This is a genomic window from Streptomyces sp. NPDC054047 (assembly GCF_055585065.1).
Genome location: NZ_JBVJKV010000001.1, coordinates 686469 through 709688 on the forward strand (window position 1 = coordinate 686469; position 23220 = coordinate 709688).

The 23220-nt window shown below is 71.9% G+C and carries 20 protein-coding genes; 15 read left to right on the forward strand and 5 right to left on the reverse strand.

The genetic code is table 11. The annotated features are described in order from the left end of the window. The first annotated feature begins 283 nt into the window (after positions 1-283). The 6 genes from ACZ6ZP_RS03180 (at position 284) to ACZ6ZP_RS03205 (ending at position 6689) form a co-directional block, all read left to right on the forward strand. Positions 284-1501, forward strand: coding sequence for a prenyltransferase/squalene oxidase repeat-containing protein (locus tag ACZ6ZP_RS03180; RefSeq protein ID WP_351159902.1), 1218 nt, complete (start codon positions 284-286; stop codon positions 1499-1501). Further along, a complete protein-coding gene (locus ACZ6ZP_RS03185; RefSeq protein WP_469405343.1) occupies positions 1498-2178 on the forward strand; it encodes an SCO2322 family protein in 681 nt (226 codons plus the stop codon). The genes ACZ6ZP_RS03180 and ACZ6ZP_RS03185 overlap by 4 nt, the downstream gene beginning before the upstream one ends. Before the next feature lie 8 nt (positions 2179-2186). After that, positions 2187-3368, forward strand: coding sequence for an energy-coupling factor transporter transmembrane component T (locus ACZ6ZP_RS03190; RefSeq protein ID WP_469405344.1), 1182 nt, complete (start codon positions 2187-2189; stop codon positions 3366-3368). Continuing rightward, on the forward strand, positions 3365-5056 hold the full coding sequence (locus ACZ6ZP_RS03195; RefSeq protein WP_351159910.1) for an ABC transporter ATP-binding protein: 1692 nt from the start codon (positions 3365-3367) through the stop codon (positions 5054-5056). Before ACZ6ZP_RS03190 ends, ACZ6ZP_RS03195 begins: the two co-directional genes overlap by 4 nt. After that, complete coding sequence (locus ACZ6ZP_RS03200) at positions 5053-5886, forward strand: ECF transporter S component (protein WP_351159913.1); 834 nt, start codon at positions 5053-5055, stop codon at positions 5884-5886. The genes ACZ6ZP_RS03195 and ACZ6ZP_RS03200 overlap by 4 nt, the downstream gene beginning before the upstream one ends. Positions 5887-6233: 347 nt before the next feature. After that, complete coding sequence (locus tag ACZ6ZP_RS03205) at positions 6234-6689, forward strand: aggregation-promoting factor C-terminal-like domain-containing protein (protein WP_351159916.1); 456 nt, start codon at positions 6234-6236, stop codon at positions 6687-6689. 86 nt (positions 6690-6775) lie between these two features. Here ACZ6ZP_RS03205 and ACZ6ZP_RS03210 read toward each other — a convergent pair whose 3' ends face one another. Next, positions 6776-7945 carry a steroid 3-ketoacyl-CoA thiolase gene (locus tag ACZ6ZP_RS03210; protein WP_351159918.1) on the reverse strand — a complete coding sequence of 390 codons (1170 nt, stop codon included), beginning with the start codon at positions 7943-7945 and terminating at the stop codon, positions 6776-6778. A gap of 250 nt (positions 7946-8195) precedes the next feature. Between ACZ6ZP_RS03210 and ACZ6ZP_RS03215 the strand changes: the two genes are divergently transcribed. Together ACZ6ZP_RS03215 and ACZ6ZP_RS03220 are read left to right on the forward strand one after the other, a co-directional pair. Continuing rightward, positions 8196-9440, forward strand: coding sequence for a cytochrome P450 (locus ACZ6ZP_RS03215; protein ID WP_351159921.1), 1245 nt, complete (start codon positions 8196-8198; stop codon positions 9438-9440). Positions 9441-9601: 161 nt separating this feature from the next. Continuing rightward, a complete protein-coding gene (locus ACZ6ZP_RS03220) occupies positions 9602-11224 on the forward strand; it encodes a hypothetical protein (RefSeq protein ID WP_469405348.1) in 1623 nt (540 codons plus the stop codon). On the opposite strand, the gene ACZ6ZP_RS03225 is transcribed toward ACZ6ZP_RS03220, so the two are convergent. Beyond that, complete coding sequence (locus ACZ6ZP_RS03225; RefSeq protein ID WP_366462092.1) at positions 11178-13238, reverse strand: bifunctional glycosyltransferase 87/phosphatase PAP2 family protein; 2061 nt, start codon at positions 13236-13238, stop codon at positions 11178-11180. The two genes, ACZ6ZP_RS03220 and ACZ6ZP_RS03225, sit on opposite strands and share 47 nt — an antisense overlap. 427 nt (positions 13239-13665) lie before the next feature. Between ACZ6ZP_RS03225 and proP the strand changes: the two genes are divergently transcribed. Then, complete coding sequence (gene proP, locus ACZ6ZP_RS03230; protein ID WP_469405787.1) at positions 13666-15165, forward strand: glycine betaine/L-proline transporter ProP; 1500 nt, start codon at positions 13666-13668, stop codon at positions 15163-15165. A gap of 117 nt (positions 15166-15282) precedes the next feature. Here the strand turns inward: proP and ACZ6ZP_RS03235 are convergent, their stop codons facing one another. Continuing rightward, positions 15283-16422 carry a serpin family protein gene (locus tag ACZ6ZP_RS03235; protein WP_351159933.1) on the reverse strand — a complete coding sequence of 380 codons (1140 nt, stop codon included), beginning with the start codon at positions 16420-16422 and terminating at the stop codon, positions 15283-15285. A gap of 134 nt (positions 16423-16556) precedes the next feature. On the opposite strand from ACZ6ZP_RS03235, the gene ACZ6ZP_RS03240 reads away from it, so the two are divergent. Continuing rightward, positions 16557-17225, forward strand: coding sequence for an O-methyltransferase (locus ACZ6ZP_RS03240; RefSeq protein WP_383818514.1), 669 nt, complete (start codon positions 16557-16559; stop codon positions 17223-17225). 61 nt (positions 17226-17286) lie between these two features. On the opposite strand, the gene ACZ6ZP_RS03245 is transcribed toward ACZ6ZP_RS03240, so the two are convergent. Beyond that, a complete protein-coding gene (locus ACZ6ZP_RS03245; protein WP_351159938.1) occupies positions 17287-17679 on the reverse strand; it encodes an FHA domain-containing protein in 393 nt (130 codons plus the stop codon). 127 nt (positions 17680-17806) lie between these two features. Here ACZ6ZP_RS03245 and ACZ6ZP_RS03250 point away from each other — a divergent pair, with 127 nt between their 5' ends. The 4 genes from ACZ6ZP_RS03250 to ACZ6ZP_RS03265 all read left to right on the forward strand — a co-directional run bounded on the left by ACZ6ZP_RS03250 (position 17807) and on the right by ACZ6ZP_RS03265 (position 19922). Continuing rightward, complete coding sequence (locus ACZ6ZP_RS03250; RefSeq protein ID WP_361462685.1) at positions 17807-18214, forward strand: DnaJ family domain-containing protein; 408 nt, start codon at positions 17807-17809, stop codon at positions 18212-18214. A gap of 31 nt (positions 18215-18245) precedes the next feature. Then, positions 18246-18572: an antibiotic biosynthesis monooxygenase family protein gene (locus tag ACZ6ZP_RS03255; RefSeq protein WP_351159944.1), complete on the forward strand. Its 327-nt coding sequence runs from the start codon at positions 18246-18248 to the stop codon at positions 18570-18572. Positions 18573-18672: 100 nt separating this feature from the next. Continuing rightward, complete coding sequence (locus ACZ6ZP_RS03260) at positions 18673-19314, forward strand: LysE family translocator (RefSeq protein WP_469405351.1); 642 nt, start codon at positions 18673-18675, stop codon at positions 19312-19314. 59 nt (positions 19315-19373) lie between these two features. Further along, positions 19374-19922: a GNAT family N-acetyltransferase gene (locus ACZ6ZP_RS03265; protein WP_361462682.1), complete on the forward strand. Its 549-nt coding sequence runs from the start codon at positions 19374-19376 to the stop codon at positions 19920-19922. A gap of 39 nt (positions 19923-19961) precedes the next feature. Here ACZ6ZP_RS03265 and ACZ6ZP_RS03270 read toward each other — a convergent pair whose 3' ends face one another. Beyond that, the gene (locus ACZ6ZP_RS03270; protein WP_351159952.1) at positions 19962-22031 is read right to left on the reverse strand and encodes an MDR family MFS transporter; all 2070 of its coding nucleotides are present in this window, start codon (positions 22029-22031) and stop codon (positions 19962-19964) included. Between the two features lie 133 nt (positions 22032-22164). On the opposite strand from ACZ6ZP_RS03270, the gene ACZ6ZP_RS03275 reads away from it, so the two are divergent. After that, complete coding sequence (locus tag ACZ6ZP_RS03275) at positions 22165-23172, forward strand: peptidoglycan-binding domain-containing protein (protein WP_469405352.1); 1008 nt, start codon at positions 22165-22167, stop codon at positions 23170-23172. Positions 23173-23220 lie beyond the last annotated feature (48 nt).

A 23220-nucleotide genomic window follows, 5' to 3' on the forward strand; every position in this document is an offset into this window, starting at 1 on the left:
CCCCGGCCGCTCCCCCTACGGGCCGGTAGAGTGGCCCCGTCGTCATCATGCCCGTACGGGGGGAAGCCGGTGCGAATCCGGCGCTGACCCGCAGCCGTGATCCACGGTCCACCAGGACCGGTGGAGAGCCGGATTGCCCCGAGCGGAGCATGACCGGCTCGCGTCGTCGGAACCTCCGACGACCGGCACCGTCGAGGTATACGGAGCCGGAGCCGCCCGGTGCCCGTGCCCGCTACGCGCCCGTGCTGCCCCGCTCCCCGCAGGGAGAGGCACCCGCCGCATCATGAACGTTCGCCGCAGCGCAGCGGTCCTGGCCGCCGTCGCCGTGTTCGGTTCGGTCGCCGCACCGGCCGCCTTCGCGGAGAGCGCGTCCCCGTCGCCTTCCGCCGCCCTTCCTTCCGGTCTGTACGGCGACGCGGACCCCAAGTTCGACGGGGTGTTCCGGCAGTCGTACGCCCTGCTCGCCCAGGACGCGGCCGGCGTGCAGCCCGCCGCGAAGGCCGTCGACTGGCTCACCGGACAGCAGTGCGCGAGCGGCGGCTTCGCCGCGTACCGCGCCGACGCGGGCGAGCCGTGCGACTCCAAGACGATGTTCGACAGCAACGCGACGGCCTCCGCCGTGCAGGCGCTCGCCGCGCTCGGCGGTCAGAAGAAGACGGTCGACAAGAGCGTCGGCTGGCTGAAGTCGGTGCAGAACAAGGACGGCGGCTGGGGCTACAGCCCCGGCATGGACTCCGACGCCAACTCCACCGGCATCGTGATCGGCGCCCTCACCGCGGCGGGCGAGAAGCCGCAGTCGGTGAAGAACCAGGACGGCAGGTCCCCGTACGACGCGCTGCCCGCCCTCTCGATGAGCTGCGACAAGGACGGCGGCGCCTTCGGCCTCGCGGACGTCAAGTCCGGCAAGCTCTCGCCGAACGCGGACGCCACGGCGGCCGGTGTCCTCGGCGGCCACGGCAAGGGCCTGGTCGTCGACGCCGCGAAGAAGGAGACCGCCGCCCCGAAGTGCGAGAAGGCCGACACCGCCGAGCAGGCGGCCTCGAACGGCACGGGCTACCTCCTGAAGACCCTCGCCAAGGGCGACGACCACCTGATGTCGTCGATGCCCGGCGCCAAGAACATGCCCGACCTGGGCAACACCGCTGACTCGGTGCTCGCGCTCGCCGCGGCCGGTCAGCAGGACCAGGCCGAGAAGTCGGCCAAGTGGCTGGCGAAGAACTCGGCCGACTGGGCCAAGAAGTCCGGCCCCGCCGCCTACGCGCAGCTGATCTTCGCCGCCCACGCATCGGGCATGGACCCGCGCGACTTCGGCGGCGCGGACCTGGTCAAGCAGCTGAACGCGACGGGCCCGGCCCCGCAGGCGACCGAGCAGGCCGACGCGAAGAAGGACAGCGACGACGACGGCGGCGTGAGCATCTGGTGGATCATCGGCGTCGGCATGGTCGCCGGTATCGGCATCGGCTTCCTGTACAGCGGCAACAAGAAGAAGCAGCAGCTGTGACGCGGGGTCGCGCGCGGTGCGGACGCCTGGTGACCGGGGCGTTCGTCGCCGCCCTGCTCGGTGTCCTCGCCGCCGCCCCCGCCCAGGCCGCCGGCTACCGCTACTGGTCCTTCTGGGACCGGGACGGCTCGAAGTGGGCGTACGCGAGCCAGGGGCCAAGCACCGCGCGCCCCGACGACGGGGCCGTCCAGGGCTTCCGGTTCTCCGTGTCCGACGACTCGCAGGACTCCGCGAAGCCGCGCGGCGCCGCGGACTTCGACACGATCTGCGCCAGGACCCCCGCCAAGGACGACCGCAAGCGGATCGCCCTGGTCATCGACTTCGGTACGCCGGGTGACGCCCCCGGCGGCGAGACCCCGCCGAAGCCGCGTACCGCCTGCGCGCAGGTGGCCGACGACGCGACGAGCGCCGACGCCCTCGCCGCGGTCGCCAAGCCGCTGCGCTACGACAGCAACGCCCTGCTGTGCGCCATCGCGAACTACCCGAAGTCGGGCTGCGGCGAGCAGGTCGCGGGCAACGGTGAGTCCGAGGACACAGCGAAGAAGCCGACCGCGAGTGAGGCGGGCGATGAGGAGAGCGGCTCCGGCGGCCCCTCCGTCGGCCTGATCGCGGGCGTGGTCGCCGTCGCCCTGCTCGGCGGGGCCGCGCTCTGGCAGGCACGCCGCCGACGCGGCTGACCCGCACCATGAACGATCACCCGAGCACCGCTCCCGGTGCGCTGCGGCGGCGCCTGGCCCCCGAAGCGCACCGCAGCAACGCGCTGCACCCGGGCGCCTGGTGGGTGTGGGCGCTGGGGCTCGGTGTCGCGGCGTCCCGCACCACCAATCCCCTGCTGCTCGGGATGCTGATCGGGGTCGCGGGCTATGTCGTCGCGGCCCGCAGGACCTCCGCACCGTGGGCGCGGTCGTACGGCGCCTTCGTGAAGCTGGGCCTCGTCGTGATCGCGATCCGGCTCGTCTTCGCCGTCGTCCTCGGCTCCCCCATCCCCGGTTCGCACGTCATCGTGACGCTGCCCGAAGTGCCGCTGCCCGACTGGGCGAAAGGCGTGCGGATCGGGGGCCGGGTGACCGCCGAGGGGCTGCTCTTCGCGCTCTACGATGGGGTGCGCCTGGCCGGTCTGCTCATCTGCGTCGGCGCCGCCAACGCGCTCGCCAGCCCGGCCCGGCTGCTCAAGTCGCTGCCGGGCGCGCTGTACGAGGTGGGGGTCGCCATCGTCGTCGCGATGACGTTCGCACCGAACCTGATCATGGATGTGCAGCGCCTGCGCGCCGCGCGGCGCCTGCGCGGGCGTGCGGACAAGGGCATTCGCGGGCTGCTCCAGGTCGGCCTTCCGGTCCTGGAGGGCGCGTTGGAGCGGTCGGTCGCCCTGGCCGCGGCGATGGACGCGCGCGGCTTCGGCCGCAGCGCGCCGGTGCCCGCGGGGGTGCGCAGGGCGACGGCCTTCCTGACGCTGGGCGGTCTGATGGGCGTCTGCACGGGAACGTACGGGCTGCTCTCCGCGGACGGCACGGGCTACGGCCTGCCGGTCCTGGCCGCCGGTCTGGTCGCCGCCCTCGCGGGCCTTCGCCTCGGCGGCCGGCGCTCCGTGCGCACCCGCTACCGGCCCGACCCCTGGGGCGTGCGCGCCTGGCTCGTCGCCGGGTCGGGGATCGCGGTGGCGGGCCTGATGATCTGGGCCGCCACCTACGACGCGGCCGCCCTGCACCCCGGAGTCGTCCCCCTGACGGCGCCGACGCTGCCGCTGTGGCCCGCGGCCGCGGTGCTCGTCGGCCTGCTGCCCGCCTTCGTGGCGCCGGTGCCCGCCGACTCCGCCGCCACTGCCTCCGCTCCCGCCTCCACTCCCGTTCGCCCCAAGGAGCCCTCATGATCCGCTTCGAGGATGTCTCCGTGACGTACGAAGGGGTCGCGGAGCCCACCGTGCGCGGGGTCGATCTCGCCGTGCCCGAGGGCGAGCTGGTGCTCCTCGTCGGGCCTTCCGGGGTCGGCAAGTCGACGCTGCTCGGCACGGTGAGCGGGCTCGTGCCGCACTTCACCGGGGGCACGCTGCGGGGGCGGGTGACGGTCGCGGGGCGCGACACCCGTACCCACAAGCCGCGGGAACTCGCCGACGTCGTCGGCACGGTGGGCCAGGACCCGCTCTCGCACTTCGTGACGGACACCGTCGAGGACGAGCTCGCGTACGGGATGGAGTCGCTGGGGCTCGCCCCCGACGTGATGCGCCGCCGGGTCGAGGAGACGCTGGACCTCCTCGGTCTCGCCGATCTGCGCGACCGCCCCATCGCCACGCTCTCCGGCGGCCAGCAGCAGCGCGTCGCCATCGGCTCGGTGCTCACGCCGCACCCCCAGGTCCTCGTCCTGGACGAGCCGACGTCCGCGCTCGACCCGGCCGCCGCCGAAGAGGTGCTCGCCGTACTGCAGCGCCTCGTGCACGACCTGGGCACGACGGTCCTGATGGCCGAGCACCGCCTGGAGCGGGTCGTGCAGTACGCGGACCAGGTGCTCCTGCTCGCGGCGCCCGGCGAAGCGCCCGTGCTCGGCGATCCCGCCGCGCTGATGGCGGTCTCGCCCGTCTACCCGCCGGTGGTGGGTCTCGGCCGCCTCGCGGGCTGGTCGCCGCTGCCGCTGACGGTGCGGGACGCGCGGCGCAGGGCGGGCGCGCTGCGGGAGCGCCTGGCGCTCGCCGGAGCCGGGCCGCGCGAGGAGACCGCGGCGGCGCCTCCCGCCGAGGGCCCCTCGACGCGCTGGCCCGGTCTGCGGAGACGTACGAAGACCGGCGCCCCGGAAGCAGCCGCCGCGAGGGTGTCGGGCCTTGCCGTCCGCCGGGGCCGGGTGGAGGCCCTGCGCCGCGTGGACCTCACCGTCCGTGCGGGCGAGACCGTGGCCCTGATGGGCCGCAACGGCGCCGGGAAGTCCACCCTCCTGTCGACCCTGGTGGGCCTGCTCGAACCGTCGGCGGGCACGGTCCGTGTCGGCGGCGCGATCCCGCACCGCACGGGCCCGCGCGAGCTGATCCGCCACGTGGGCCTTGTCCCCCAGGAACCGCGCGACCTCTTGTACGCGGACACGGTGGCCGCCGAGTGCACGGCGGCCGACCACGACGCCGGGGCGGCGCCGGGCACCTGCCGCGCCCTGGTCACGGAGCTGCTCCCCGGCATCGCGGACGACACCCACCCCCGCGACCTCTCGGAGGGCCAGCGCCTCACCCTGGCCCTGGCCATCGTCCTGACGGCCCGCCCGCCCCTGCTCCTCCTGGACGAGCCGACCCGCGGCCTCGACTACGCGGCCAAGGCCCGCCTGGTCACGCTCCTGCGCGGGCTTGCCGCCGAGGGCCACGCGATCGTCCTGGCCACGCACGACGTGGAGCTGGCGGCGGAACTGGCCCACCGGGTGGCGATCCTCGCCGACGGCGAGATCGTCGCGGACGGCCCGACCCCGGAGATCGTGGTCTCATCGCCGTCCTTCGCCCCGCAGACCACCAAGATCCTGGCCCCGCAGCAGTGGCTGACGGTCACGGAGGTACGGGACGCGTTGCGCACGGCGGGTGGGACCACGTGAGCGCCGCTCCCGCCACCCGCCAGGCCAGGGCCATCCGCCTGGGCCCGCGCTCCATCGGCGCCCTCGCGCTCGTCAGCGCGGTCGGTGTCGTGGCTTTCGGGTGGCCGCTCATCGCGGGCGGGGAGTCGGGGCTGAGCGCGCACGCCCAGGACGCGCCCTGGCTGTTCGCCGCCCTGCTGCCGCTGCTGCTCGCCGTCGTCGTGGCGACCATCGCCGACGTCGGGCTCGACGCGAAGGCGATCGCGATGCTCGGGGTGCTGGCCGCCGCCGGGGCCGCGCTGCGCCCCCTGGGGGCGGGGACGGCCGGGATCGAGCCGATGTTCTTCCTCATGGTGCTCAGCGGGCGGGTGCTCGGACCCGGGTTCGGGTTCGTGCTCGGTGCCGTGTCGATGTTCGCCTCCGCGCTGCTCACCGGGGGCGTCGGGCCGTGGATGCCGTTCCAGATGCTGTCCATGGGGTGGGTCTGCATGGGCGCGGGGCTGCTGCCGGGACCCGACACCCTGCGCGGGCGGCGCGAGCTGTGGCTGCTCGCGGCCTACGGGGCCGTCTCGTCCGTCCTGTACGGCACGGTCATGAATCTGCAGGGCTGGCCCTACCTCGGCGGCCTGGCGACCGGCGTCTCCTTCGTGCCCGGCGACCCCGTCGGCGAGAACCTCGGCCGCTTCATCGCGTACTGCCTGGCGACCTCCCTGGGCTGGGACCTCCCCCGGGCGGTCGTCACCGTCCTGCTGAGCCTGGCCCTCGGGCCCGCCGTCCTGAAGGCGCTGCGCCGGGCCACGCGCCGGGCCGCCTTCGAGGCCCAGGTCACATTCGAGGGGCCGAAGGCGTGAGCGGCCGTCGGCTCTCCGTCACGTAGAGGGTCCCTTCGCGGTGAGGCGGCCCACAGGACTTAGGTCCTCTACTAGGTGGGGCCGTAGATCATCCATCCTGACGCGGACGCGTCAATATACGGCCTGACCTGGGGATTGAGAGCCACGTCACACGAAGGACCTTTCGCTCACATGCGACATCCACTAGTAAAAGGGGTCATTGCGAAGGCGTGACAGCCCTGCTTCTCTGGATCGAGTCGCACGGCGCTGCAGGCCTCAAGGCCAAGGGCGCCGACGCATTCCCCCCGCCACATCCCCGTGGCCCACGGCGTGCCCGCGACACCCTGTTCCCCACGGAAGGTCACGCTTTGTCCGCCACGCTCCTCCGCCGTATCGCCACCCCGAAGAAGGCCCTCACCGGTGCCGCCGTGGCCGCCGCCACGACCGGCATGGTGTTCATGGCGGGTCCGGCCCAGGCCGCGGCCCCCACCGAGGCGAAGGCCGCCGCTCCGGCCGCCGCCCCCGCCGCGGCTCCTTCCTCGGCGCAGGCGATCGCGAAGAAGATGATTCCGGACCCCGCGCAGTACAAGGCGTTCAGCAAGATCGTCGAGCACGAGAGCCACTGGAACCACAAGGCGACGAACTCCTCCTCCGGCGCCTACGGCCTGGTCCAGGCTCTGCCCGCCTCGAAGATGTCTTCGGCGGGCGCGGACTGGAAGACCAACCCCGAGACCCAGATCAAGTGGGGCCTCGACTACATGAACGACCGCTACGGCAGCCCGACGGGCGCCTGGGCCCACTGGCAGGCCAACGGCTGGTACTGAGCCGGCCGGACGTTCTGAGCCACACGAAGGCGGCCACCCCTCTCCAGGGGTGGCCGCCTTCGTCGTACGCGAGGGAAGCGAACCCCTCACAGCCGCTGAATGATCGTCCCCGTGGCCACCGCCCCGCCCGCGCACATCGTGATCAGCGCGAACTCCTTGTCGCGGCGCTCCAGCTCGTGCAGGGCCGTGGCGATCAGCCGCGCCCCGGTCGCCCCGACCGGATGCCCGAGGGCGATCGCGCCCCCGTTCACGTTCACCTTCTCCAGGTCCTGCTCGAAGACCTGCGCCCAGCTCAGGACCACCGACGCGAACGCCTCGTTGATCTCCACGAGGTCGATGTCCTTCAGGGACATCCCCGCTTTGCCGAGGACCGCCCGCGTCGCGTCGATCGGCCCGTCCAGGTGGAAGTGCGGGTCGGCCCCGACCAGCGCCTGCGCCACGATCCGCGCCCGCGGCTTGAGCTTCAGGGCCCGCGCCATCCGCTTCGACGCCCACATGATCGCCGCCGCGCCGTCCGAGATCTGCGAGGAGTTGCCCGCGGTGTGCACGGCGGTCGGCATCACCGGCTTGAGCCGCTCCAGGCCCTCCATCGACGTGTCCCGCAGCCCCTCGTCCCGGTCGACGAGCCGCCACATGCCCTGCCCGGCGGCCTGCTCCTCCTCCGTCGTGGGGACCTGGACGGCGAACGTCTCGCGTTTGAAGCGTTCCTCGGCCCAGGCCGTGGCGGCGCGCTCCTGCGAGATGAGGCCGAGCGAGTCGACGTTCTCCCGCGTGAGGCCGCGGTTGCGGGCGATGCGCTCGGCCGCCTCGAACTGGTTGGGCAGGTCGACGTTCCACTCCTCCGGGAACGGCTTGCCGGGGCCGTGCTTGGAGCCCGAGCCCAGCGGCACCCGTGACATCGCCTCGACGCCGCAGCTGATCCCCACGTCGATGACGCCGGCCGCGACCATGTTGGCGACCATGTGGCCGGCCTGCTGCGAGGAGCCGCACTGACAGTCCACCGTCGTCGCCGCGGTCTCGTACGGAAGGCCCATCGTGAGCCAGGCCGTGCGCGCGGGGTTCATGGACTGTTCCCCGGCGTGGGTCACCGTGCCGCCCACGATCTGCTCGACGCAGTCGGCGTGGATGCCCGTGCGGCCGAGGAGTTCCCGGTAGGTCTCGCCGAGCAGATAGGCGGGGTGGAGATTGGCGAGCGCGCCGCCGCGCTTACCTATGGGGGTGCGTACGGCTTCGACGATGACAGGTTCCGCGGCCATGGGCGTCCTCTCCATCCACATCCCGCGGGAGTGTCCCGGCACCCGCGCGGAGAACTAGTACGCGTTCTAGTTCTGCAAGCAGTCTGCTGAGCCCGACCCCACCGCCGCAAGGGGCTTGCACGCACCTTGCGCACGACCTGCACGAAAGCGGACCCGTCACGGGCCTTGCCACTTGTAGAACCCGTTACTACCTTGCGGGGCATCTCCTGATGGACCGTCAGAATCAAGAACTGAACTCCTGGAGTTGCCGATGCCCTGTCCAGCGCTGCCCGACGGGTTCGACTTCACCGATCCCGACCTGCTCCAAGAGCGCGTACCCCTCCCGGAGTTCGCCCAGCTGCGGCAGTCCGAACCGGTGCGCTGGATCGCCCAGCCGCCGCGCATCTCCGGCTTCGACGACTCGGGATACTGGGCCGTCACGCGGCACGCGGACGTCAAGTACGTCTCCACGCACCCGGAGTTGTTCTCCTCGAACCTCAACACCGCGGTCATCCGATTCAACGAGACGATCAGCCGGGACCAGATAGAGGTCCAGAAGATGATCATGTTGAACATGGACCCGCCCGAGCACACCCGGGTCCGCCAGATCGTGCAGCGCGGCTTCACCCCCCGCGCCATCCGCTCCCTGGAGGACGCGCTGCGCGAGCGCGCGGGCTCCATCGTCGAGACGGCCCTGGCGAACGCGGCGGCCGACGGGTCCTTCGACTTCGTCACCAACGTGGCCGTGGAACTTCCCCTCCAGGCCATCGCCGAGCTCATCGGCGTGCCCCAGGACGACCGGACGAAGATCTTCGACTGGTCCAACAAGATGGCCGCCTACGACGATCCGGAGTACGCGATCACCGAGGAGGTCGGCGCCGAGGCGGCCATGGAGATCGTCTCGTACGCGATGAACCTCGCCGCCGCCCGCAAGGAGTGCCCGGCCAAGGACATCGTCAGCCAGCTGGTGGCCGCCGAGGACGAGGGCAACCTCTCCTCCGACGAGTTCGGCTTCTTCGTCATCCTGCTCGCGGTGGCCGGGAACGAGACGACCCGCAACGCCATCACCCACGGCATGCACGCCTTCCTCACCCACCCCGAGCAGTGGGAGCTCTTCAAGCGCGAGCGCCCGCAGACCACCGCCGAGGAGATCGTGCGCTGGGCGACGCCCGTGGTCTCCTTCCAGCGCACCGCCACCCAGGACACCGAACTCGGGGACGTCACGATCAAGAAGGGCGACCGCGTCGGGATCTTCTACTCCTCGGCCAACAACGACCCCGACGTCTTCGACGAGCCGGAGAAGTTCGACATCTCCCGCGACCCGAACCCGCACCTCGGCTTCGGCGGCGGAGGCCCGCACTTCTGCCTCGGCAAGTCGCTCGCGGTCCTGGAGATCAACCTCATCTTCAACGCCGTCGCGGACGCGCTGCCCGATCTGCGCCTGGTCTCCGACCCCCGCAGGCTCCGTTCGGCCTGGCTGAACGGCGTCAAGGAACTGCAGGTCAGCACGGGCTGACCTGCTGCCAGGGAGGCAGGGGCGATTCCCCCCTACGCCCTGCCCCTGCCTCCCCCGGGCACATATCCGGCCATGCGCTGTACGGAGCCAACGTTTCTGTTGCGTCCCGCGTCTTGAGAAGCAAACGTTGCCTCTCCAAGACTTCGAACGGAAACGGTGCCGTGGTCTCCGCAGGTCTCTCTCTCGCGCCATCGGGCAGCACACCCTCGGAGCGGAGGACATCCTTCCGGGACTTCTGCCGACGCCACCGCGTTCCCCTCCTGGCCACGCTGCCCACCCTTCCCCTGTACGCGGTGTGGGCGGCGTTCCTGGCCACCGGCGGCGGCGACCTGGCGGCGCAGGAGGCCTGGGCGCGCTTCGCGTCCGAGCACGGCGCCTCCGCCTACGGCCTGTTCTGGTACGGCGGCATGCACACCGCCAACTACTCCCTGATCTCGCCCTACTTGATGGCCGCCGTGGGCGTGAAGACGGTGACGGTGGTGTCGGGCGTCGCCGGTGCCTGGCTGGTCGCCGCGCTGGTCGAACGCACCGGGGTGCGCAGGCCGCTGTGGCCCGCGGTGCTCGCCTCGCTCGCGGTGTGGTGCAACGTCGCCTCGGGGCGCACGACGTTCGCGCTCGGCATCGCCTTCGGGTTCGCCGCGTGCCTGGTGCTCGTGCGGGAGCGGCGCGTGGGGGCGGCCGTGGTGTGCGGGGCGCTGGCCACCATGTCCAGTCCGGTGGCGGGGCTCTTCCTCATGGTGGCGGGCGCCGGCTATTTCTTCGTACGCGACTGGGGGCGGGCCGCTGCGCTGCTGGTACCGCCGGTGGTGGTCGTGGGGATGACCACCCTGCTCTTCCCGTTCACCGGGGAGCAGTTGATGCCCTTCGACCGGGTCTTCCCGCCCGTGGTGTTCAGCCTGGCGCTCATTGTGGCGGCTCCGCGCGAGTGGCGGGTGCTGCGATGGGGAGCCGGCGCCTACGCGGCGGGGACGGTCCTGACGTATCTCATCCCGTCCCCGATCGGCACGAACGTCGAGCGCCTGGCCGAGCTGCTCGCGCCCACCGCGCTGCTCGCCGCGCTGCTGGTGCCCGCGCTGTCCCGCGTACGCAAGGCCATGCTCGTCGTCGCGCTCGTGCTGTCCACGGCCTGGGTGACGCAGAAGACGGCGGACGATCTGACGGTGTCGACGACCGTGCCGAAGTGGGCCGCCGACACCCAGGGCGTGGTCGCGGAGCTGGAGCGGCTCGGCGCGGACCGGGGGCGCGTGGAGGTGGTCCCGGCCCGCAACCACCGCGAGGCCACGGCCCTGGCGCCGTACGTGAACATGGCGCGCGGCTGGAACAGGCAGCTCGACATCGAGCGCGGCCGGCTCTTCTACGACGGGTCCTTCTCGGCCACCACCTACCGCGCGTGGCTGGACAAGTGGGCGGTCGGCTATGTGGTGCTGCCCTCGGGCAAGCCGGACGGCTTCGCGGAGGACGAGGCCGCGCTGGTCGCCAGCGGCCCCACCTGGCTCGAACCGGTGTGGCGGGACGCGCACTGGCGGGTGTTCCGGGTGAAGGACGCGGTGCCGATGGTGTCGAAGCCCGCGTCCGTGGTCCGCTCCACCGGCTCGACCATGGAGGTCCGCGTCCCCACGCGCGAGCCGGTGACGCTGCGCCTGGTGTACTCGCCGTGGCTCCGGGCGGAGGGGGCCTGCCTGAAGCGGCACGGCGACTTCACCCGGCTGACGGTGTCCGCACCGGGGACGTACAGGATCAGCTCGGGGTACGGTCCTTCGCCGAGTCCTTCGACATGTCGATGACCGGCTCCGCGCCGGTGCCCGCCTTCAGGGCCTTGCCCACCCGGGGCCCGGCCAGGAGGTAGCCGAGGCCGAAGCCCGCGCCGACGACGGTCGCGCCGCCCACCGCGTCCAGGACCCAGTGGTTTCCGGTGGCGACGATCGCGGAGACCGTGAACAGCGGGTGCAGCAGGCCGAGCGCCTTCATCCACCACTTCGGCGCGAGGATCACGATCACCACACCGCACCACAGCGACCAGCCGAAGTGCAGCGAGGGCATCGCCGCGTACTGGTTGGTGAGCGCGGTCAGCGTGCCGTAGTCCGGCTGGGTGAAGTCCTGCACGCCGTGCACCGTGTCGATGAAGCCGAGTTCGGGCATCAGACGCGGCGGGGCCAGCGGGTAGAGCCAGAACCCGACCAGCGCGAGGACCGTCGCGAAGCCGAGCGCGGAGCGCGCCCAGCGGTAGTCGGCGGGGCGCCGGGCGTAGAGCACACCGAGGACGGTCAGCGGCACCACGAAGTGGAACGACGTGTAGTAGAAGTTGAAGAACTCCTCCAGCCAACCCACCTTCACCACGGCGTGGTTGATCCAGTGCTCGATGTCGATGTGCAGGAACTGCTCGATCGAGTAGATCTGCTCGCCGTGCCGCTCGGCGGTGGCCCGTCCGCCCGAGTTCGTGCCGCCCGTCGCGGCGAGCCGCGCCTGCTGGTAGGCGGAGTAGCCGACGCGGATCAGAAGCAGTTCCAGCAGCAGGTTCGGCCGGGTGGTGACCCGCCGCCAGAACGGCAGCAGCGGCACCCAGCTCCAGCGGGCGGGCACGGGGCGCGCGTAGTCCGTGGGGACGGGCGCCTGGTACCGCGGGTCGGTGCGGGAGAGGAACGGCACGACGGTGGCCGCGGCGAGCGCGGCGATCAGCACGACGTTGTCGCGGATGGGCTCCACGACCGGCATGTTCGGCAGCATCATCTTCGCCGGCAGCGTGGAGACCAGGACGACGGCCACCGGCCACATGTACCGGTCGGACTGCTTCTTCCCGGCCCGGCCGACCACCGCGAGCAGCACCCACAGGAGCTGGTGCTGCCAGGTCGTCGGCGACACCACGACCGCGACGCAGCCGGTGATCGCGACGGCGAGCAGCAGCTGCCCGTCCTTGGCGTAACGGACGGCACGGCGCAGACCCAGCCAGACGACAGCGGCGCTCAGGACGATGAAGAGGCCGATCTCCAGCGGCCCCTGGAGGCCGAACCGGAGCAGGGCACCGTGCAGCGACTGGTTGGCGACGCCGTCCGGGCTCGCGCCCAGTCCCGCGCCCGCCAGGTGGTGCACCCAGTACGCCCAGGAGTCGTGCGGCATCGCGGCCCAGGCGAACGCGGTGACGGCGAGGAAGGTGGCGCCGGTGGAGGCCGTCGCGCGCCTGCGGCCGGTGAACCAGAAGAGGGCGGCGAAGAGCAGGAGGGTGGGCTGCAGGGCGGCCCCGATGCCGATGAGGACGCCGCTGGCGCGCTCCCCGCGGACCGCGAAGCACCCGAGCAGGACGAGCAGGACGGGGATGATGCTGGTCTGGCCGAGATACAGCGTGTTGCGCACCGGGAGCGACAGCATCAGGAGGCAGATCGCGACGGGCGCGGCGAGCAGCGAGGTCCGCCGGGTCACGGGCTGCGGCAGCGCCCGAGCCGCGACCATGCCGAGGATCACGACCAGGGTCAGCGTGCCGAACGTCCAGCCCCAGCCGAGCGCCTGCTCGGCCGCGCGCGAGAAGGGTTTGAGGACGAGTCCCGCGAACGGCGTACCGGTGAACTTGTCCGCGTCGTAGAAGGAGCCGTTCACATGCAGGACGCCGTCCGGCCCGATCCAGGTCTCCAGATCGGTGAGCCGCTCACCTTTCGGCGTACTGAGGACGACGGCCACCTGGCGTACCGCCAGTACGGCGGCGATCAGCCAGAGGGCGGCACGGACCGCCCCGATCCGCGCCTTCGGTGTGCCGGACGCCCCCGGCCCAAAGGCATTTCCCGGTCCTCCGTGCTCGACATTCGCCACTCGCCGTCGGCCCTCCCGCCCCGCTCGTCATGTCCGCTCGGTTCCGCCCGGCCCCGACGTGCTGTCGGCTCCGAGAGGCGCGCGCCCTCGGATGAGACGCGTACAACCCCATTTCACCTGTCAGCCACACCGCTTTCTACCGGCTTTTACGCGAACTTCCCAACCGCCCGATTTCGTCCGGTCCGCCGCCAGGCCTCCACAAACCGTCCACCACCTGTCCATGGGACAACTGCCAGGACCCCCTTGCGCGGTTCCCCGGGCCGGGCGCGACATAGATCACAAGGGCGACTTCCCGCCACCGCCGGAAGCGGAACCATTTGCCCTGGATAGCGGCACATTCCGAACATTGCGCGGTTGACCGGGCACCGTACGTAATGGTGCTGCCTACACCTATGGTCGCTTGCGGGCCGCCCCTCGCCGGGCGGCTCTGCCCTTGTCGTCAACCGAGAGGCAGGCGAGCGAACCCTTGCCGGCAGCCGCACCCGTCGCACCTGTAGCTCCGCGGACCCAGGCCCCTCCGCCGGCTGCGCCCGATCCGTCCGACGCGTCCGCGCAGGCGTCGGGGGAGGTCACCGTCGTCGACCCGGCGCTGGTCAAGCGGGCGGTGAAGGCGGCCGCGCTCGGCAACGCGATGGAGTGGTTCGACTTCGGCGTCTACAGCTACATCGCCGTGACGCTCGGCAAGGTCTTCTTCCCCTCGGGCGACCCCACCGCCCAGCTTCTCTCCACCTTCGGCGCCTTCGCGGCGGCGTTCCTGATCCGCCCGCTCGGCGGCATGGTCTTCGGCCCGCTCGGCGACCGCATCGGACGCCAGAAGGTCCTCGCCCTCACCATGATCATGATGGCGGCGGGCACCTTCGCGATCGGCCTGATCCCGTCCTACGCGACGATCGGCGTGGGAGCGCCGATCCTGCTCCTCCTGGCCCGCCTGGTGCAGGGCTTCTCGACGGGCGGCGAGTACGCGGGCGCGTCCACCTTCATCGCCGAGTACGCGCCCGACAAGAAGCGGGGTTTCCTGGGCAGTTGGCTGGAGTTCGGCACCCTCGCGGGCTACATCGGCGGCGCGGGCCTCGTCACCCTGATGACGGCGCTGCTCTCCTCGGAGGACCTGCTCTCCTGGGGCTGGCGCATCCCGTTCCTGATCGCGGGCCCGATGGGCCTGATCGGCCTGTACCTGCGGATGAAGCTGGAGGAGACCCCGGCGTTCGCGGCGGAGCTCGCCAAGGCGCACAAGGACGAGCAGTCCCGCCCGAAGGTGCGCCTGCGCGAGATGGTCACCGGCCAGTGGAAGGCCCTGCTCCTCTGCATGGGCCTGGTCCTGGTCTTCAACGTCACGGACTACATGCTGCTGTCGTACATGCCGAGCTATCTGACGAGCGAGCTGAAGTACGACGAGACGCACGGGCTCCTGGTCGTGCTCGCCGTGATGGCGCTGATGATGTGCGTCCAGCCGTTCGCGGGCGCGCTGACGGACCGGGTGGGCCGCCGTCCGGTGATCGCGGCCGGCTGCGCGGGCTTCCTGCTCCTCTCGGTCCCCGCCCTCCTCCTGATCCGGGAGGGCTCGCTCTGGGCGATCGGCCTGGGCATGGCGGCACTGGGCCTGCTCCTGGTCTGCTTCACGTCGTCGATGCCGTCCACGCTCCCCGCCCTCTTCCCGACCAAGGTCCGCTACGGCTCCTTGTCGATCGGCTTCAACATCTCCGTATCGATCTTCGGCGGCACGACACCGCTGGTGGTGACGGCACTGATCGGGGCGACGGGAAACATGATGATGCCCGCGTACTACATGATGGCGGCGGCCGTGGTGGGCGGGATCGCGGTGTGGTTCATGAGCGAGAGCGCGGGCCGCGCGCTGCCGGGATCGCCACCCGCGGTGGAGCCAGGTTCCCCCGTCCCGGCGGGATCATCCAGCCCGTCCGGCGTTTGAGGACGAACTCGGCGAAGCCGGTGATGACGGTACGCAAGGCCCCCGCGCCGGAGCGGCCCGCGGCGGAGCCGCAATTGTCACAGCCGGGAAGGGGCGGGGTCGGGGAAGATCCCGCCCCTACCCCGGCACCCCAGCCTGCCAAGCCGTGAACAAGGGCACCTCCCCCGCCCCATCAAGCACCACCACCCCGAACGGCCGGTTGAAGGCGATCCACTCGATCCGCCGAGGGAGATACGCCCCGCCAGGAGCCATCGGCACGGCCGTGACCGCCGCCGCCTCGACCCCCTCCTCGGCAATCTTCACCACCGCCTCCTGCACCACCTGCGATATCGCGAGCCGCTCCGGCGACATCCCGGAGAAGTCGGCCCCCTCGCTCATCGCCCACCGCACCCCCAGCGCGGCCAGCTGCTCCGTGGCATCGATCCGCGTCCGCAAGGACATCCGCGGCACCGCCATGTTGATCTGCTCGGCGTCGATCCCGGTCCACCGCCCCTCCGGCGCCCAGGCGAGCGGCAGCACCTCGGCGGCCCCCGCCCCCGGCTCACCGAGCACGAACCGCACCCGGGCGGGCGCCCGCCCGCCCCGCGCCCGGCACTTCAGCTCGACGACGCTCGCACCGCCCACCGTCCAGGCGCAGTTCAGCGGAACGGGCCGGTGCATGGTGGGCACCCGGTGGCGCACGCCGAGCGCGTCCGTGAAGTCCTGATCGCGCGTGCCCGCCCCTTCGAAGGGGATCTCCCAACGCGCCTTCAACGCGAGCGCGTTCACGAGAACCAGCAGCACATCCGGGGTGATCACCACCGGCAGCCGCTCGATCAGACCGTCCGTCGCCTCCGCCACCCAGGCGTCGATGCCTGCCGGGTCCATCGGCCCGAACCCCACGTCCGGCAGCGCGTCGCGATGGGCGCGGTACACCGGGACCCGGCTCCACACCCGCGTGGCGACCGCCACCGCGTCCGTGCCCGCCAGCGCCCGCGCGGCTCCCGTGACCACACCGGCGGCCTCCTCGCCCGCGACGCCGAGCAACTCCCGCAGCTCCCCGGCGGTCTCCTCCCGCGCGCCCACCGCGACGGCGGCCAGCGCGAGCCACAGCCCGGCGGGCGAGCACACGAAGTCCCCCGCACCCGCGCCTTCGCCCGCGCTCCGGCCCTGCCCCCGCTCGTCCCCCGTCCCCGGCGAAGCCATCAGCGGCAGCCACCGATCGGCGAGCCCCCGGATCACCGAGGCGGGCAGCACCTGCCCAGTCCCGTACGTCATCTCAACCCCCGCAGCCCACAGCCCACGTCCCGCCATCACAGACCGACGACCCCAGTATGCGAGTCCCCACTGACAATCGACCCCCATCCCACTAACATCGTTAGCGAACCTAACGAACGCCCGGAAAGGCCCCCATGACCCAGCAGCAATGGACCGCGGTGGACACGTACTTCACCGATCTGCTCACCCCCGCCGACGAGGCCCTGACCGCCGCCCTGCACGACAGCGACGCCGCCGGCCTGCCGCAGATCAGCGTCGCGCCGAACCAGGGCAAGCTGCTCCAGCTCCTCGCCCAGATCCAGGGCGCGCACCGCATCCTCGAGATCGGCACCCTCGGCGGCTACAGCACGATCTGGCTGGCCCGCGCCCTGCCCGCGGACGGCCGCCTGGTCACCCTGGAGTACTCCCCGGTCCACGCCGACGTGGCCCGGGGCAACCTCGCCCGCGCAGGCCTCGACAAGCTCACCGAGGTCCGGGTGGGCCCGGCCCTCGACTCGCTGGCCGCACTCGCGGCCGAGGACGCGGCCCCCTTCGACCTGGTCTTCATCGACGCGGACAAGGCCAACAACCCGCACTACGTGGAGTGGTCGCTCAAGCTCACCCGCCCCGGCAGCCTGATCATCGTCGACAACGTCGTACGCGGCGGAGAAGTGGCCAACGCCGACAGCACCGAGCCCAGCGTGCAGGGCACCCGTAAGGCGCTCGAACTCATCGCCCGGCACCCGAAGTTGAGCGGCACGGCGCTGCAGACGGTGGGCACGAAGGGCTACGACGGCCTGGCACTGGCCCGCGTACTGGACTGAGCACCCCCCGGACGGATCACCCCGCCCAGGAGCCTCACTCCTCGGCCGCACCCCTCCGGCCTCACCCCTCCAGATAGAACCCGACATGCACGCTGCGAGGCCCGGCCCGGTCCCCGATGACGACGTCACCGGACCCGCCCCGGGCCAACGGCGCCGTCCCCCCGTACTCAAGAGGCTCCGCCGCCCCGTCCACCGTCAGCCGCACCTGCGACGCGGGCTCGGGATGCGATCCGCGCAGCCAGGTGACGGTCCAGGCCCCGCCGGGCCCGCAGCGGAACTCCAGGTGGGTGCGCGACACGAACAGCCAGTCGTCGGGCGGCACCAGACGGCACGTGCCGGGATCGCGCCCCACCCGCAGCACGGACCCGGGTGCGCTCGGCGCGTCGGCCATGAGCATGCCCGCCGTCGCCCCCTCGTCCGCCCCGGACAACAACGCCATGGTCAGCTCCAGCACGTAACGCTCCCCCACTCTCCACGACCGGACGCGCACCCCCGGAGCGTGGCTCGCCCGCTCCGCACCGCGCCGCCGCATCCTAGAGCGCCCCTCGCACGAAAGCACGGGCCCTTGGAACAATGGACTCATGACCGAACGGAAGCCACCTGGAGTCAACTTCGAGTCGTGGATCGACAAGCAGATCCGTGAGGCGGAGGAGCGCGGCGACTTCGCCACCCTGCCGGGCCGCGGCAAGCCGCTGCCGGACGGCCTCGCCGACGCGTCGTACGACGAGCAGTGGTGGATCAAGCAGAAGATGGCCCGCGAGGGCCTCTCCCACCTCCCGCCGACCCTCGCCCTGCGCAAGGAGGCCGAGGACGTGCTCGCCGCCGCGCCCGATGCCCCCTCCGAGCGAGCGGCCCGACAGCTCGTGACGGACCTCAACGCCAAGATCCGCGAGTCCCTGCGCATGCCACCACCGGGCCCGCCCCTGGGCCTGAAGCCCTTCGACGTCGAAGAGGTGGCCCGCACCTGGCGCGAGCGCCACCCGGGCTGAGCACACGGGGGCCATGCGCGAGGATGGGCGCATGAGCATCGTGAAAATCAACGTCCTGACCGTGCCCGCCGAGCAGCGAGAGGTCCTGGAGCAGCGCTTCGCGTCCCGCGCCGGTGCCGTGGAGAACTCCGACGGCTTCGAGTGGTTCGAGCTGCTGCGCCCCATCGAGGGCACCGACGACTACCTGGTCTACACGCGGTGGCGTGACGAGGAGTCCTTCAAGGCGTGGATGGAGGGCCCCATGAAGTCGGCGCACCAGGGCGGTGGCGCGGGCGGCGGCGAGCGGCCGAAGCCCGCGTCCAGCAGCGCCGCCGTGTGGTCGTTCGAGGTCGTGCAGCAGGCCTCGCCCAAGAGCTAGGGCCAGAGCCAGAGCCGGCAGGCAGGGCGGCCGGGCGCGGGAAAGCGGTGCCGGGAAAAGCGGTACCGGCTCGCGCCTCCTCCGTGGTGCGATGGGGCCCATGATGTCCACCGACCGGATACTCGCCTTCGCGGCCATGTCGTTCCTGCTGATCGTGGTCCCCGGGCCCAGCGTCCTGTTCGTGGTCGGGCGGGCGCTGTCCCAGGGGCGCCGTGCCGCGCTGACCACGGTGGTGGGGAACACGATCGGCGCGTACGTCCTCGTCGTCGCCGTCGCGCTCGGCGTCGGGTCCGTGGTCGAGCGCTCGGTCCTCGTCTTCACCACGCTGAAGCTGCTTGGCGCCGCCTACCTGATCTGTCTCGGAGTCAAGGCCGTGCGCCAACGCGGCTCGCTGCACGCCGCGTTCGGCGGGGACGGGCCCGCGTCGCGCGGTGGGCTGCGCACGTTGTGGGAGGGGTTCGCGGTCGGTGTGGCCAACCCCAAGACCATCGTCTTCTTCGCCGCCGTGCTGCCGCAGTTCGTGGACCGGGCGCAGGGGCACGTCATGCTGCAGATGCTGGTGCTCGGGCTCGTCTTCAACGCCATCGCCGTGACGTGCGACAGCGTGTGGGGGCTGGTCGCGGCCACCGCGCGCGGCTGGTTCGCGCACTCGCCGCGGCGGCTCTCGATGATCGGCGGGGTCGGCGGGGTCACCATGATCGGACTCGGCGTCGGTGTCGCCGCCACCGGGCGCGAGGACTGAGCCGGGTCGCGGATTAATTCGCTTGTGGGGTGCGGTGGTTGCGTTCGCAGAATGACCCCATGAGCCATACCGAGACCAGCACCGCGGGGCCCGCCTCCTGGACGGTCGCCCCCGAAGCGGTCGACTCCCCTGCCGCCGCCGCGCTCTGGCGCGCGTACTACACGGAGGTGAGCGACCGGTACTACCTCCTCCATGAGGGGCGCAGGACCGAACCCGGGGAGCTGGAGCGCGAGATCGCGGCGGAGACCGGCGACGACCTCCGCGCGCCCACCGGCGTACTCCTTGTGGCCCGGTACGGGGGCGAGCCCGCCGGGACGGCCGGGGTACGGCTCATGGGCGACATGAAGGGCATCGACACCGCCGAGCTCAAGCGCGTCTTCCTCCGCGAGGACATGCGCGGCAAGGGCGGCGCCGCGCTTCTCCTCGCCGCCGCCGAGGACGCGGCCCGCGCGCTCGGTGCCGAGCGGCTCATCCTCGACACGCGCCTCGATCTGGTCGAGGCCAGGGCGCTCTACGCGCGGCACGGCTACGAGGAGAGCGAGCCGCTCACCGAGCGGATGTACGCCGAGTGCTGGTACGCCAAGAAGCTTGCTCCTGCGGCCGGTTGAGCCGCTCGGCGGCCCGCCCGAGCGGCGTTGCGGCGCCGCTCAGGCCGCAACGCCGCGCTGTGGTGGCCTGCCGTCGTGCGGCCGCTCGGCGTCGGAGCCGCACATCTCGGCGCCCAGTTCCTCGACGAGCTTGACCAGGTCGGTCGGCCGGTCGGGGCCCCACCAGTCGCCCAGCAGCTCCGACAGGGACTCCTCACGGGCCTTGGCCAGCTTGGCGACCGCCGCGCGCCCCTCGTCGGTCAGCGTCAGCCCCATGCCCTCGCGCCGGGCGAGGCGGCGCTCCTCGACCTGGCGGGACGCCGCCGTGATCACGGACAGCGGCACGGTGCTGCGCTCGGCGAGCGTCGCCGGTTCGACGTGGCCGTGGCGGTGGATCCGCAGCAGGAGCCAGCTGGACGCGGGCAGCAGGTCGTAGCCCGCGCGCTCGGTGATGCGTACGTAGATCTCGCGGCGCCCCTCCCGCGTGCCGAGGACCGAGAGCGCCCTCGCCACCTCGTCGTACGACGAACGTTCGACGGGGTTGCTGGCGAGCGTCTGCGTCGGGTCGGGCGCCGTGACCGAGCCGCGCAGCTTGTCCTCGCGCAGGAACCAGGCGAGGACGAAGGCGACCAGGGCGACCGGAGCCGCGTAGAGGAAGACGTCCGTGATGGACGAGGCGTACGCGTGCACGACGCCGGGTTGCAGCGACGCCGGGAGTTCGGAGATGCCCCGCGGGTCGGCCTTCAGCGAGTCCGCGCTGACGCCGGGCGGCAGCTGCTGGCCCGCGACGGCGTCGGAGAGCTTGGTGACGAGCCGGTTGGCGAAGATCGTGCCGAAGATGGCGACACCGAACGAAGCGCCGATCGAGCGGAAGAACGTCGCGCCGGACGTGGCGACGCCCAGATCCCCGTACGGCACCGCGTTCTGCACGATGAGCACCAGGACCTGCATGACCAGGCCGAGCCCGAAGCCGAAGACGAAGAAGTAGGCGCTCATCTCGCCCGTGCCGCTGTTCTCGTTCAGCTGGTGGAGCAGGAGCAGGCCGATGGCAGTGACGCCGGTGCCCGCGACCGGGAAGACCTTCCAGCGGCCCGTGCGGCTGACGATCTGGCCGGACCCGGTCGACGCGATCAGCATGCCGATGACCATCGGCAGCATGTGCACGCCCGACATGGTCGGCGAGACGCCCTGGACGACCTGGAGGAACGTCGGCAGGTAGGTCATCGCGCCGAACATCGCGAAGCCCACCACAAAGCTGATGATCGCCGAGAGCGTGAACGTCCTGACCCGGAACAGCTTCATCGGGATGACCGGTTCGGCCGCCCTGCGCTCGATGGCCACGAAGGCCACGGCGAGCACGACGCCGAGCACGGCGAGCGCGATGATCTGCGGCGACGTCCAGTCCCAGGTGGTGCCGCCGAGCGAGGCGACGAGGACGAGGCAGGTGGCGACGGCCGCGATGAGGAAGGTGCCGAGGTAGTCGATGGTGTGCTTCGTCGAGCGCACCGGGATGTGCAGGGCCGCGGCGATGACGACGAGCGCGACGACGCCGATGGGCAGGTTGATGTAGAAGACCCAGCGCCAGCTGAGGTGTTCGGTGAACAGGCCGCCGAGCAGCGGCCCCAGGACACTCGTCACACCGAAGACCGCACCGAACAGGCCCTGGTACTTGCCTCGTTCGCGCGGCGAGACGATGTCGCCGACGATCGCCATCGACAGGACCATCAGACCGCCGCCGCCGATGCCCTGCAGCGCGCGGAACCCGATGAGCTGCGGCATGTTCTGCGCCATGCCGCAGAGGGCCGAGCTGATCAGGAAGATCACGATGGCCAGCTGGAACAGCTTCTTGCGGCCGTACTGGTCGCCGAGCTTGCCCCAGAGCGGCGTCGCGGCCGTCGCCGCGAGCAGATAGGCGGTGACGACCCACGACAGGTGCTCCATGCCGCCGAGCTCGCTGACGATGGTGGGCAGCGCGGTCGAGACGATGGTCTGGTCGAGGGCGGCGAGCAGCATCCCCAGCAGCAGCGCGCCGATGGAGACCAGTACGCCGCCGTGCGCGTGCTCGTCCGGTGGCCCGGGGACGGGATCCGGCTCCGGCCCCACGGGGCGGGCGCTGACGTCCTGCGTCATGGACACCTCCTGAGGTCTCCCGCGTGTCCTGCGGGGCCTCTCCCTCTCCATCCTGGTCCGTGTGACCCGTTATGGCCTGTTGAAGCCAGGGTCTGCATAATCGCTGGAGTTCTCTAGGGGTGGGGTACGGCGAGTGAGCAGCACGGAAAGACGTCCGAGCGACGGCGGCGACGGCGGCCGGAACGGTCGGCGATGTCCTGAATGCGGTACGTCGCGGGAGCCGGGCAGCGCGCCCGCCTGTGGCTGTACGGAGCGGGCCGCCGATGCGGCACAGGACGCGAGGTCCGCGGACGCCGCCGCGGCGGAGGACTTCGATCCGCTGCGGATACGTCCGTACGTGACGCTGCCGGAGCCCGGCCCCGCGACGGCTGAGCCCGAGCCGGGACCGGCTCCCGCGCTCGCTCTCCCGCCGGAGACGGTGGCTCCACCGCGGTCGGCGGACGTGGGCCTGTTCGCTGCGGGAAGCGCGTCGGACGGGGCTCCGCACCCTCGGCCGTACGACGACGCGTTGTACGGCGGCGCGCCGTACGACGACGAATCGGAGCCGCGGCGCGGTCGTACGGGCCTGTACGCGGGGGTGGGCGCGGCGGTGGCGGTGGTGGCCGTCGCGGTGCTCGCGACGCTCCTGCTGGCGCCTGACAGGCCGCACCGGGACGAGGCACTGCCGGACGCGCCGACGCGGGCGGTGGACGCCCCGTCCGACTCCGCGACGGGGGCGGAGTCGAAGGCTCCCCCGTCACGCTCTCCGTCCCAGCCCTCGTCCTCGTCGACGCCGGACAAGACGACCCGGCCGCCGACCCCCTCCCCGTCGTCGTCCCCGTCCGGCACGGCGTCGGCCGAGCAGCGGACCACCCCGCCGCCGAGCCGCTCGACGGCACGGGCGACAGGTTCGATGGAGCCGGCGCCCCCGACGACGGGCGGAGTCCTGAGCCGCGGCGACAAGGGCCCGGAGGTCAAGGAACTCCAGCAACGCCTGCAACAGCTGTACCTGTACATGGGCGAACCCAACGGCATGTACAACGCCCCGGTCGCAGACGCGGTGGCCCGCTTCCAGTACGCCCGAGGAACACAGCGGGACGGAGAGGGCGTCTACGGAGCGAGGACGAGGGCAGCCCTGGAAGCGGAAACAACAGAGCCGTAAGGACAGCGACACCCACCCCACCCGCCCCCGTTGTGGGCAGGCGTTCCG